The sequence below is a fragment of the Achromobacter sp. genome (assembly GCF_032102605.1).
Lineage (GTDB): Bacteria > Pseudomonadota > Gammaproteobacteria > Burkholderiales > Burkholderiaceae_B > Achromobacter.
Genome location: NZ_DAMDGT010000001.1, coordinates 627,678 through 639,515 on the forward strand (window position 1 = coordinate 627,678; position 11,838 = coordinate 639,515).

At 66.2% G+C, this 11,838-nt stretch carries 9 protein-coding genes; 1 reads left to right on the top strand and 8 read right to left on the bottom strand.

Annotated features, from left to right (window positions below):
- Positions 1–13: 13 nt before the first annotated feature.
- From RT614_RS02945 to blaOXA, 4 genes are all read right to left on the bottom strand, one after another.
- Positions 14–2,497 carry a TonB-dependent siderophore receptor gene (locus tag RT614_RS02945; protein WP_313620150.1) on the bottom strand — a complete coding sequence of 828 codons (2,484 nt, stop codon included), beginning with the start codon at positions 2,495–2,497 and terminating at the stop codon, positions 14–16.
- A 163-nt stretch (positions 2,498–2,660) separates the two neighbouring features.
- On the bottom strand, positions 2,661–3,644 hold the full coding sequence (locus tag RT614_RS02950; RefSeq protein ID WP_313620151.1) for a FecR family protein: 984 nt from the start codon (positions 3,642–3,644) through the stop codon (positions 2,661–2,663).
- Positions 3,641–4,153 (bottom strand): sigma-70 family RNA polymerase sigma factor, encoded by a 513-nt coding sequence (locus RT614_RS02955; protein WP_313620153.1) that lies wholly within the window; start codon positions 4,151–4,153, stop codon positions 3,641–3,643. The genes RT614_RS02950 and RT614_RS02955 overlap by 4 nt, the downstream gene beginning before the upstream one ends.
- Before the next feature lie 153 nt (positions 4,154–4,306).
- On the bottom strand, positions 4,307–5,155 hold the full coding sequence (gene blaOXA / locus RT614_RS02960; RefSeq protein ID WP_313620155.1) for a class D beta-lactamase: 849 nt from the start codon (positions 5,153–5,155) through the stop codon (positions 4,307–4,309).
- Between the two features lie 275 nt (positions 5,156–5,430).
- On the opposite strand from blaOXA, the gene RT614_RS02965 reads away from it, so the two are divergent.
- Positions 5,431–6,876, top strand: a complete 1,446-nt coding sequence (locus RT614_RS02965; protein WP_313620157.1) for a hypothetical protein — start codon at positions 5,431–5,433, stop codon at positions 6,874–6,876.
- A gap of 31 nt (positions 6,877–6,907) precedes the next feature.
- Here the strand turns inward: RT614_RS02965 and RT614_RS02970 are convergent, their stop codons facing one another.
- The 4 genes from RT614_RS02970 to RT614_RS02985 form a co-directional block, all read right to left on the bottom strand.
- The gene (locus RT614_RS02970; RefSeq protein ID WP_313620159.1) at positions 6,908–7,237 is read right to left on the bottom strand and encodes a YciI family protein; all 330 of its coding nucleotides are present in this window, start codon (positions 7,235–7,237) and stop codon (positions 6,908–6,910) included.
- A gap of 138 nt (positions 7,238–7,375) precedes the next feature.
- On the bottom strand, positions 7,376–9,940 hold the full coding sequence (locus RT614_RS02975; protein ID WP_313620161.1) for a PEP/pyruvate-binding domain-containing protein: 2,565 nt from the start codon (positions 9,938–9,940) through the stop codon (positions 7,376–7,378).
- Complete coding sequence (locus RT614_RS02980; protein WP_313620163.1) at positions 9,937–10,584, bottom strand: helix-turn-helix domain-containing protein; 648 nt, start codon at positions 10,582–10,584, stop codon at positions 9,937–9,939. Before RT614_RS02980 ends, RT614_RS02975 begins: the two co-directional genes overlap by 4 nt.
- 80 nt (positions 10,585–10,664) lie before the next feature.
- Positions 10,665–11,822 carry a nitronate monooxygenase family protein gene (locus RT614_RS02985; protein ID WP_313620165.1) on the bottom strand — a complete coding sequence of 386 codons (1,158 nt, stop codon included), beginning with the start codon at positions 11,820–11,822 and terminating at the stop codon, positions 10,665–10,667.
- Positions 11,823–11,838: the final 16 nt, after the last annotated feature.

Genomic DNA, 11,838 nt, shown 5'->3' on the forward strand with positions numbered 1-11,838 from the left:
CGGTCATTGCGTATCAGAAAGTCCCGCGCACCGTCAGCGTCGCATTGCGCGGATCGCCGTAGAAGCTGCCCCAGCCCGGCGCGCCGATGGTCTGGTAGTACGTCTTGTCGAAGATGTTGTTCACGTTCAACGCCGCCGACCAGTTCTTGTTGATCTGGTAGCCGACGCGCGCATTCCAGACGGCGTACGAGCCTTGCGATACCTTGACGCCGCGCGTTTCGGTATGGCTGCCCGTCTGGTAGTTCACCCCGGCGCCTAGCGACCATGCCGACAAGTCGCCCGGCAGGCGGTAGTCGGACCACAGGCGAAGGATGTGCTTGGGCGTGACGGTGCGGCCGAAGTTGGTGGTGGACACTTCCGTGTCGTCCAGGAACTTGAGCGTGTTGAAGGTGTAGCCCGCGAACAGTTGCCAGCCGTTGGCGACTTCGCCGCTGATCTCGGCGTCCAGGCCCTGGCTGCGCACCTTGCCGCTGGACATGTAGCAGATGTCGCCGACCGTGCAGTTGCCGACCAGGTCCTGCTGCGCGCGGTTCTTCTGGTCCACGCGGAACAACGCCACCGACGTGTTGACGCGGCCGTCCATCAGTTCGCCTTTGAGGCCGATCTCGTAGTTCGAGCCCACGATGGGATCCAGCATCTTGCCGGACGCGTCCAGGGCGTTCTGCGGTTCGAAGATCTGCGCGTAGCTGACATAGCCGGACCACTGCGGATTGAACGCGTAAATCAGGCCGCCGTACGGCGTGACGACGCCATTGTCCCTGTACGGATCGCTGTACTGCTCGCCGCTGTCGCGGTAGCGGCTGGTGTTCTCGTACCAGCTCACGCGCGCGCCCGCCACCAGCGTCAGGGGATCCGCCAGGCTGAAGCGGCCGACGCCGTAGACGCCGGTCTGCTTGATCTTCACGATGGTTGCAGCGCTGCGGTAGGCGTTTACGCGCATCCAGTCTTCGGAAGGCTCCGGCACATTGTGGTCCGGATCCCACACGTTCACCGCCCGGTTCAGGCGATTCAGCGCAAAATCGTTCTTGCTGGTGAGCTCGCTGATGTTGGCGCCGAAACTCACCGAATGCTTGCGGCCCAGCGTCTCGAATGCGCCGTCCACGTCCAGGTTCAGCGCCTTGTTGTGCGTGGACATGTCAAACAGGCCGGCATACATCGTGGGTCCGAGTCCCGTGACCGGATTCACCGCGCCCTCCGTGAAGGCGTACTTGGAATCGTTGGATTCCTGCGTGGACGTCCCCGTCAGCCGCAGCGACCAGTCTTTGCCGAAGCGGTGCGCCAGTTCGGCGAACACGGTGGTCTGCTTGCCGTTCCAGCGGTTCCAGTCCTGGGCCAGCGACGTCGATCGCTTCAGCCCGATGTCGTCGCCGTTGGAATAGTGGGGCAGGCCGTGGAAGAAGGGCGTCGACCGCAGTTCTTCGTAGCTGACGCCACCGGTCAGGGTGGTGTCCGGACCCAGGTCGTAGGACAGCACGCCATACAGCACGCCGGTGCGGCTTTTGGCGACGTCGTAGAAATAGTCGCGGTCGTTGTAGCTGGCCACCGCGCGCCCGCGCAGCGTGCCGGTTTCGTTCAAGGGGCCGGTCGCGTCGACGTCGGCCCGGTAGTTGTTCCAGGAGCCGCCGCTGGCCAGCATCTGCACCTGGGTTTCGGCCAGCGGACGCTTGCGCACCAGGTTAACGGCCGCGCTGGGCGACCCCGCGCCCTGCATCAGGCCGGTGGCGCCGCGGATGATTTCAACGCGGTCCAGGATCACCGTGTTGCTGGTGAAACTATTGGCCTGGGGGTAATAGAACGCGCGGGTGACGCCGTCGAACTGGTAGCTGTCCACCCGGAAGCCGCGCGAATACACGTAGCTGCCGCCCATCGGGCTCTTGTACAGCGTCATGCCGGTGCTATTGGCCAGCACTTCGTCCAGCGTGTTGGCGTTCTGGTCGTCCATGCGCTGGCGGGTCATCACGCTGACGGACTGCGGAATCTCCTTCAGCGTCTGCCGGCCTTTGCCGATGGTCACGACGCGGCTCGTATAGCTGCCGGTGCCTTCGGTGACGGGGTCGTCGGCACGGCCCGTGACCGTCACTGGCGCCAGCGTCGACACGCCGGGGGCGTCTTGCGGCGCGCGGCGCAAGTGATAGCCCTCGCCGTTGGCGTTTGCGACCGCCTGCAGCCCCGTGCCCGAAAGCAGCACAGCCAGCCCCTGTTCGGCCGTGTAGCGGCCGGACAGACCCTGCGTCATCACGCCGCGCGTCAGGGCGGGTGATGCAGCCACCGTCACCTTGGCCGCAACGCCGAACTGGCCCAGCGCCGCATCCAGCGTCGAAGGCGCGATGGCGAATGCGATGTGGCCGGCGGTAGCGGCCTGCGCCCATGACGCGGCGGGCGCCGCAAGCGGCGCCAAGGCCGCCAGGGCAAGATGAACCGCAAGGCGCAGGCGAGCGGGCCGCATCCACGGGGTGGAGGGCAAGGCGGAAGGGGAAGGGGACTGGCGTCGTGCCATGACTGGAGTTCCTGGTTCGTCGAGGTAGGTGGCCAGATCCCGGGCGCCTCGGGGTCTGTCTCTATGTCTAACGAACCAGAAATCGAAATCTGCGGCGTCGTTACAATTTTGTTAGCGGGCCCGCCGATGGCGGGGGCCGGCCGGCCCGTTGCAGGCCGTGACCTTACGCCCGGCCCACGCTGACCCAATAGCGCGTGCGATACCGCAGCGTCAGATCCAGCACGCCCGCCAGCACTTCCAACGCCTTGTCGGTGTCGTCGATGCGGAACGCGCCGGTGACTTCGCGGCTGGCCACGTCCGCATCGCAGCGCAGGATGCCGGGGCGGTAGCGGCCCAGTTCGGCCAGGAACTGATCCAGCCGCATCCGGTTGGCGACCAGCATGCCTTCGCTCCATGCGGGGCCTTTTTCTTCCGACGGGGCAGGGGGCGGCAGCGCTCGGCCATCGAATTCCGCCTGTTCGCCGGCGTGCACGACGCGGGCGGCGAGCGCCCGCGCGGACGGATCCACGCGCACGGCCCCTTCGAACACCGCCAGCCGCGTCGCCCCGCGGCTGTCGTCCAGCTGTCGGACGACAAAGCGCGTGCCCAGCGGCGTCAGCAAACCGTTCGGGGTCTTGACCCGGAAGGGACGCCCGGCCGCATCCGAAGCCGTGGATATCAGGATCTCGCCGCTGCGCAGGTCGACCCGGCGCTGCCGCTCGTCAAAGCGCAGCGCCACCGCGGAATCCGTATTCATGGTCATGACCGTGCCATCCGGCAGATGGACCACGCGTTGCTCGCCCGTGGCCGTGCGATAGACCGTGGAGCCATCCCACAGTCCCTCGCGCGCGCCCATCCATCCCAGTGTGCCCAGCGCGAGGCCGCCCGCCATCCACTTGATCGCGCTGCGGCGGGAGCGCTGGTCGCAATAGCGCAGAATGGTTTGGCCGGCCGTCGGCGCGGACACGTACCCGCCGCTGGCGGATTTCAGGTCCTGGCTGATCCCCTGCAAGCGCTGCCAGGCAAGCTCATGTCGGGCATCCGCCTGGCGCCATTGCGTACAGGCCGCTACCGTGGCCGCGTCGGGCGCATCCCCGGTGCGCATCATCCACTGCGCGGCCTGCCGGATGATGTCGGGATGCACGCGTTCCGCGTGGGCGGCGCTCATGCGTACAGCACCGTGTAGCAGTGTTCCCACGCCTTGATCATGTCGCGTTGCACGGCGGCCACCGAGATATCGAGCTGCCGCGCGATCTCCAGGTAAGGCTGGCCTTCCACCTGCGCCAGCACGAACACGCGCCGCACCCGCGACGGCAGTTGTTCCATCATGCGGCATACGGCGTCCAGGGCTTCCACGACCAGCGCATGTGTTTCCGGGCCGGGCTCGACGTCCTCGCTGCGCGAAGCCAGCGTCTCCAGATAGGCCTGCTCGATCACCCTGCGGCGAGACTGGTCGATCAGAAGTCGCTTGGCCACCGTGGTGAGGAACCCGCGGGGCTCGGCGAACGCCGCCCGCGATTCGCTGCGCATGACGCGCTCGAATGTGTCATGCGCGAGGTCGGCGGCGTTTTCGGAATTGCCGCTGAGCCGGCGGCGCAGCATCTGCACAAGCCAGCCGTGGTGGTCTCTATAGAGGCTGGCGAATTCGGCGGAGGATGCGTAGGGGGCGGGCTGCACGAGGATCTACAAAGAAGATGCTAATGGGAATGATTGCTAATTGTAGATGATGAAGGCCCTTTGCGGGGGAGACGGCGCGAGTGCCCTTTGCCTGCCCGTTTGCGCGCCAAGCGCCCGATGACGTTCATCGGGCGAGCATGCCGAAAGCGATACCTAGCGGGCATCATCCGGCGAGTCCGCCATCAGCCCCAGATCTTCCAGGATGCCGCGCACCAGTTTCATGCGAGCCGCGGAATCCTGGCTCTTCCGGATGTCGACATTGAGCGCGAAGTAATAGACGTCCCCTTGACGCTCCAGGTAACCGACGAGCCATCCCGTCTGCGGCACTCCTTCCTCACCAAGGCCCGCCCACCCGGATTTGCCGCTCAGGCGGTAGTTCGCGGTCTCCTCCAATACCAGAATCTCTTTGGTGATGCGCACAGTACGGTCGGCCAAACCGAATTGATTCATGTAGAACCGGCGCAGGAACTCCACTTGCTCGTTGGCGGAAACCCTGAGGCCTCCGGTCAGCCAGAATTGGTCGATGCCCCCGGAAATGTCCCGGTTGCCATAATTGAATCGGTCGACGTATGTCTGCATGCGCTCGGGCCCAATGCGCCGGGCTATTTCCTGGTAATACCAGACCGCCGAGTTTTGCAGCGCTGATTCCAGCGTATGGTTTTGCGCCCAGGCCGCCGGCCACCATGGCTGGCGGGGCACGCGCGTCTTGTCCCATTCGAGCTCAAAGTTCTTGTCCTGTGCGACACCCGTTTCCAACGCAATGAGGGAATTGGGAATTTTGTAGGTGGAGGCGGGCAGGTATCGCTGCGCGGCCCGCTTCTCGTCATGGCGCAGGTACTCTCCGGTGCGCCCATCCAGCAGGACAAACGTGCCCACTACCTGCTGTTCTCGAAACTTTGCGCCGATGTCGATTTGGGGCAACTCGGCATGGGCGTTCGACGACCCCAGCAACGTCATCAATGGCAGGGTGGCGTGGGCAAACAGACGAAAAAGCGAATTCATAATATCTCCATGTACGTCATGCGGTATGCATGCCGCGGCAAGAATATGCGGGCGTCCGTAGAGAGCCAATCGAGCAGCCGTAACCGCTGTAACATGGGTTCATGGCTCGAAAAATAACAATCAATTTGGATCGTCCGCTCGTCGTCGACGGCCTGCCGGCGCGGCATCAGTCGGTGTGGCTTTTGTTGAGGATTTGCCACGCGCAAAAGAAAGGCCAGGGCCCGGTGCCGGCGTCCTGCGTCCAAGCCCGATACCCTGGCAGTGCAAACCTTCGCATGCTGGTTTCCCGCGCCTTCCGGGATTTCGCAGCGTGGGGTGTCGAGGTGGGGTGGGGAAACTCCATAGGCGTGTCGGTTGCCTTGCTGAACACGTCGCGTCGCAGTCAGGGGCCGTTCTGGATGACGCAAACTCAGGCGGACAGATTGCGGTGTCGCCTTGGGGCAAAGTCCGCAAGCGATGAGGTGGTGGCGAGTTTCCTGGGGCTGGAAGAGAATGCGTCCGTCCGCGCCGACCCTCTGCAATACGTGACGCAGGACGGGGCCTACTGGAATCACCTCACCCAGGGCATGCGGCTCGCGCGGGACGGAATGGGGCTGGCCGGCATGAATTGGGCTGCAAGCTACCGAGCCGCGGATCGGTCGGCGCTGGACGACTTTCAGCGCGCGTTGGCCATACTCAAGGAAAGCCTGGCATGGCGTCGACACGGCAATGTGAAGCGCAGTGAGGATGCCCTGAATAGACTGGAGGAAATACTTCAATCCGAATCCGTCGGACCCTCCATGCCCACATTGTCGGCAATGGCCTCGGTCGCCTCGGCCTGGAACAGCTATGCGCGGGGGGATGTCCGGCAATCCCATGCACGACTGGACCGCCTGTCCTCGGACCCTGTCCTGGGACCTGTCATCCGCTACAACCCGCGCGTGCGCTTCGAGTATCTGAATCTGCGCGCCCTGCTGCACAAAGGTACCGCCTTTGAAGACAAGAACGCTGATCTCGCATTGAGAATGAGCGAGGCGGAAAAGGCGGTTTCTTCGTTGTCCGAAGCGCTTCAGGCCGCCTACGAGGCCGATTCCGTGGAGGCCGCCCAGGATGTGGCGGCCAACATCGGATGGACCTTGTGGCTATGTTGGCAACAGCGGCTGCTGGCCCTCTTCAACGATCACGACGCTCGTACGGTGCAAGGGTTGTCGCTGCGCTGGCTGGGATTGTCAGAATGGATCTGCGACCGTTTCGGCGTTGGCGGCAGCTCTGCGTGGAATACGGTATTTGTGCTGCGCATCGCTCGAGGCAACTGTGACGATATGAGCGGCGACTTGAAGCGCTTTCAAGCCCAGTCGCCGCTTCCCGTGCACGAGTTGTTGGATGCGGCAAAACCCTTCCAGGCGGCGTTCTCACGGGCCAAGGGATACGATGACTGGTCGTCTGTCGCCGCCTACACGCTTGACGAGCACGACGCCGGCCGAGTGTCTTACGGAGCCCCTCAAATCGCGAATTTGCTTCTCGAATTCGTTTGGTTCAGCACTCATGCCCGAGGGCTCAACCGCCAGGCTTTCGCGGCGATAGAGCGGTTTGCGGACGTCGTGCGCGGTTTGAACTGGGGGCAACGACGATTTTTCAGGGAAAGCCTCAAAGCACTGCCTGTGCCGCTTCAGCTCGCCGCGAAGGAAGCGGAGGGCAGGCGCGATGCCGCCAAGCCTGCCGCTGGCGATGCCGCTGCGTAGTTGTCCGAAACGAGGCTCTTGGAATGGGCGCCTATGGCTGTTGCAATGGCCAGACCTCCACCACCCCATATGCCACCGCGCAAGGGGTGCGCGACACCATCTCTATCGCTTGCGCCAAGTCGGCGGCTTCGATCACCGCGAATCCGGCCACCGGCAGGTCCGCTTTCATGAAAGGGGCGTTGGTTGTCTCAATTCCTTTCGCCTGGGTATTGCGCACCTGCACGGGGGCGCCGGCAATGCCCATCAATGCGCCATCCTGGCGCAGCTTGGCGTCGTGCGCGTGCGCGGCATCGCGGATGCCTGCGGGAGTGCGGTCGTAGCCTGCCTGGTCTCCATAGCCGATCGTGATGAACTTGGGCATGGGATGTCTCCTTTGATTGTCAGCGGTCGGTGCGGGTGCGAGGGCCCACGCAACGACGATAGGGCTGATTCGCCGCGCATGTCCAATCGCACCGGACAGGATTTGCAGCGTGTGCGACCGCGCGAGCCCGCGCGGCGATCAGTCCTGGGCGTTGCCAGGCACGCGGCTGACGATGCCCCGGGCCGCATCCACGTCCAGCATGTCGCCGGTGACGACGCCCTGCAGGATGCCCTGTGCATTCACCACGGCCGGAATGCCGAACTCCCGCGCCACGATGGCTGCGTGCGACAGGTAGCCGCCGGCCTCCATCACCACGGCGCCAGCGCGCAGGAACAGCGGGGTCCAGGCGGGATCGGACGAGGCCGCGACCAGGATCCCGCCCGCGGGCATGGCCAACCCTTCGTCCGGCGTGCGGGCGACGAACGCGCGGCCGCGGGCGCGGCCGCCTGCCACGGGCGTACCGCGCCATGAATCCAGGGCCGAACTGCAGGCGGGCGGCTGGTATGCGGCCGCCGGCGCGCCATCCGCCGCGTGCTCGGTGATGACATCCAGGTCGGGCAGGTCGGCCCACGCTTCCAGTTGGGCGCGTCTGGCCGCCGCGCGGCGGCCCAGTGCGGCGGCATTCATGCGGCCGTCCGCCAGCGCGAAGATCTCGGCCGCGTTCAGGTGGAAGATGTCTTCGGGGGCCGCGAGGCCGGAGGCGCCGCAGTTACGGCGGCCCAGTTCCAGCGCGCTCTTGCGCGCCACAGCCAGGTACGCGACGAGCACGCTGCGGGCGGCTTCGCGCTGGTTGCCCTCGATGCAGGACGCGCCCAGCAGCTTGGCTGCCAAAGGCCGTTGCCAGAAGGGCAGCGCGCGGCGTACGCGACGCCATGCGTCCTGCGCCGCGGCGTCCTGCCGTGCGCGTAGCGCGGCGGCGTCGGTGCCGATCAGGTTCAGCACGCTGTCCAGCAGGTAGCCGGGCGCTTCGCGCCATCGCGGATTGCGCAGATAGGTTTCATAGACGGCGCGGTGGCCGTAGCGGTGGAGGAATTGCGCGAAAGCCTGCTGGAAGGCGCTGCCGTCCGGCAGCGTTTCGGCCCAGGCCTCGCTGTCGCGGTCCGGGGACTGCAGCCAAGCCAGCACCTGAGCGTCCTGCCGGGCGAGTCGCGCCAGGTCCATGAGCGCATAACCTTGCGCGGCGGTCACGCTGGGTTCGCCGCCCGCCATCAAGGCGGCGGTCAGCGCATGGCCTTCGCCGGGGAGGGCCTTTTCGACCATTTCCAGCAACTTGGACAGCGCGCCGCCGCCCGAGCCCTGAAGAAAGAACAGCACGTCCGCGGCCAGCACGGTCTGGAATTGTTCGCGCAGGCGGGCGCCAAGCTGCGCATTCGAGTCGGGCAAGGGGGCGTCCAGCCATTCCTGCGCACGAGCCAGCAGCATGGGGAGATCGTCGGCCGCTTGCCGGCGCAGCGGTGCGGCTCGGCGCAGGTAGCGCACCATGCGCAAGCCGTGCCGCAGCCGCTGTGCGGCGGTCAGGGGCTGCACGTCGATGGCGGGCTGCGGGCCGCCGAGCAGCGCATTCATGTCGCCAGGCTTGACGCCCAGCGCGTCGTAGCCCATCCACTGGATGACCGAGGCGTTCAGGTACGCGCGCCCCTGGAACAACGCCGCCAGGCGCACCCCGGGCAGCGTTGCGTATCCGCTGAGTTCGAAGCCGCGGGTCAGCATGCGCTGCGCCATGACGCGGCCCGCGTCCCATTCCAGGGCCGACATCGGCTGAGGCAGGACTTCGCGGGTGTTGCCGCGCGACCAGTAATCGGGCTGGGATCGCAGCGCGGGATAGGTGTGGCGGGCGGAGGCGGTGATCGGCCGGGCCTGCAGGATCCAGAACCGCTGCCCGTCCCACGCCCATTCGACGTCGTAGCCGGCGCCGGCGTAGTCCAGCGCGCGGGCGGCGTCGCGCACGATCTCGCCCAGGGCTTCGGCCTGGGCAGCCGTCAGAACCGCTTGGGTTGCGCGAGGGGCGGGCGTTTGAATCAGTTGCGTGCCCTGGCCGTCGGTCGCGGGCAGCGTTGCGTGGCGCTTGGCGCCGATGCGTCGCTCGACCAGCGGCCAGGCCTGGTGGCGATAGTCTTCGCGCAGGCGGTATTCGTCGCCCTCGGCGTCGCCGTCCACCAGGGATTCGCCCAAGCCCCAATTGGCGTGGACCAGCATTTCGTCGTGGCGTCCGGTGGCGGGGTCGATGGTGAAGGCGATACCCGAGGACTCGGCGTCGATCATGGGCATGACCACCACGGCCATGCCGCCGTCGGCGGCAATGTTCAGGCGTTGCCGGTAGGCCTGCGCCTGCGGCGTCCAAAGTGAATCCCAGATGCGCTTCACCGCCTGCAACGCGGCGTCGGGGCCGCGAACCTGCAGGCAGGATAGATGGATGCCGGCGAACGACGCGTCAGCGGAGTCTTCCTGGGGCGCGGACGAGCGCAGGGCCAGCGGCAGGTCCAGCCACCCGCGGGCGTGCAGCGCGTTGCGCAAGGCCTGCGCCACGTCGGGGGGAACGTCCTGGCCAGGACGATGGTTCAGGCTGGCGTGCGCCGCCAGCACGAAGCCGTCGGGCACCGGCACGCCGAATTGCGCCATGCGGCCCAGTTGCCAGCCCTTGCCGCCGGCCACGCGCGCGCCCGCGTCCGCAGCCGCCGCCCAGTCCAGCACCGGGGCAGTCATGCCGCGCTCCCGGCCGCGCCCTGCACAAAGAGGCTGATGGCCGCGTCGAATTCCGACCGAAGGCTCGCGCCCGGCTGGTCCAGCCAGCGCAGCAGGGCGCCCAGATACAGGAACTGCAGGTGATGGGCCAGGAGGTCTGCGGACAGGTCGGCACGCACCTGGCCCGCCGCCTGCGCGTCCTGGATCAGCGCGCCGAACACGGCCTGCATGCCGCTGCGCGGGTACCGTTCATCGTCGCGGCCGACGGCCTGCAATGTGGCCAGGCGATACCGCAGGTAAGGGCCCAGATAGGCGCGGTGTGATTCGGACCAGTGCGCCGAGGCGTGCAGCAGCCGGGTGAGCCTGCCGGCAATGTCCGGCAGGGTTCGCAGCGCTGGCGTCAGGTCGACCATCGACGCGGCAAGGTCCCCATGGAAACGGTGGGCCAGCAGGGCCTCTTTGACGGGAAAGTGGTTGTACAGCGTGCCCTTGGATACGTCCGCCTGCGCGGCGATCTGCTCCATCGTCACTGCGTCGTAGCCCAGCGCTTCAAAGAGGCGCCAGGCGGTCTGGGCAAGGTGGTCCAGCGTTTGCTGCCGCTTGCGTTCGCGGCGGCCAACGTCGGGGTTGGGGGCGTCAAAAGCGGGCGCGGAGAAGGCAGGCATGACCGGCAAAAAAAATTGGACGACGTAAATTATTATACGTCGTCCAATTTTGTTGGGCCGCGCCCTGGGTGTCGGGTGGACTATGCCGTGGCCGGCATTTCCCCGTGGAGCAGGTAATCCATCAGTTCGCGTACGGAGCGCATGGCGTTGCCGAACGGCAGCTTGGACGCGCCGCGGAAGAAGAGCCCACGGCTGACCTCGCCACGCATGGCGGCCGCCAGTTTCAGGTCGATGCAGAACTGGCCGAACTTTGCGATGCCGTCACGCAGGCCGCATTGCGTGAGGCAGTCCATGCGCTGGCTGCAGCGACGCGGGTCGGCGCGGGTGTTGGCCTGCAGTGTGCCTTCCTGGCGCAGGTAGCGCGTGAGCCACGGCGTGGCGACAGCGCGCGCGGGCAGGCCGGCCACGCTGGTGAATTCGGCAAGCTGGGAGGGATCGGCGTCGATCAGCACGCGCTTGAAGTTTTCGTGGGCGTCGCCTTCGTGGGTGACGGCGAATGCGGTGCCTACCTGGACACCGTCGGCGCCGTTGCTGAGCCAGTGGCGCACTTGTTCGTGGCTGCCGACGCCGCCCGCCACGATAAGGCGCGGGGCATCGCGGCCCAATTGCAGTTCGCTGAAGAGCGAGTGGCAATCGGCCAGCACGCGCTTGAAGTCGAAACGTTCGCTGTGCAGGTCGTCCAGGCGCGCTGCGCCCAGGTGGCCGCCGGCGTAGCCGGGGTGTTCGATGACGACGGCTTCGGCCAGTCGGCCTTTCTTCATCCACTTTTTCAGCACGGCGGCCACGCCGCGCGCTTCGGAGAGAATGGGCACGAGGGCTACCTTGGGGAAGTCGGCTGTCATTTCGGGCAGGTCCAGCGGCAGGCCTGCGCCCATGACGATGGCTTCGGCGCCGCTTTCGCATGCCTGGCGAACCAGGGCGTGATGATCGCGCACGGCCTTCATGACGTTTACCGCCACCAAGCCCCGGCCCTGGGCCGTGTCCAGCGCGGCGCGCACTTCGCGGTGCAGGGCCTCGCGGTTGGCGGTGTCGATCGTGTCGCGGTCATTGCATTTTTCGGTTTTTTCCACGAGATCGGCGTGGTGATGGCGCAAATCGACGCTGGCGATGGTGCCCACGGCGTTCTGGCTGGCAACCGCGCCGGCCAGGCGATGGGCGGATACGCCGACGCCCATGCCGCCCTGAACGATGGGCAGCAACTCGCGTCCGGCGAGGGTGAGTGATTTGAACCACGTCATGATATGAGTCTTTCCT

Bases quoted from the DNA above. Each gene is read 5' to 3' on its own strand.
- RT614_RS02945 (WP_313620150.1), bottom strand. From the start codon at position 2,497: ATGGCACGACGCCAGTCCCCTTCCCCTTCCGCCTTGCCCTCCACCCCG.
- RT614_RS02950 (WP_313620151.1), bottom strand. From the start codon at position 3,644: ATGAGCGCCGCCCACGCGGAACGCGTGCATCCCGACATCATCCGGCAG.
- blaOXA (WP_313620155.1), bottom strand. From the start codon at position 5,155: ATGAATTCGCTTTTTCGTCTGTTTGCCCACGCCACCCTGCCATTGATG.
- RT614_RS02965 (WP_313620157.1), top strand. From the start codon at position 5,431: ATGCTGGTTTCCCGCGCCTTCCGGGATTTCGCAGCGTGGGGTGTCGAG.
- RT614_RS02970 (WP_313620159.1), bottom strand. From the start codon at position 7,237: ATGCCCAAGTTCATCACGATCGGCTATGGAGACCAGGCAGGCTACGAC.
- RT614_RS02975 (WP_313620161.1), bottom strand. From the start codon at position 9,940: ATGACTGCCCCGGTGCTGGACTGGGCGGCGGCTGCGGACGCGGGCGCG.
- RT614_RS02980 (WP_313620163.1), bottom strand. From the start codon at position 10,584: ATGCCTGCCTTCTCCGCGCCCGCTTTTGACGCCCCCAACCCCGACGTT.
- RT614_RS02985 (WP_313620165.1), bottom strand. From the start codon at position 11,822: ATGACGTGGTTCAAATCACTCACCCTCGCCGGACGCGAGTTGCTGCCC.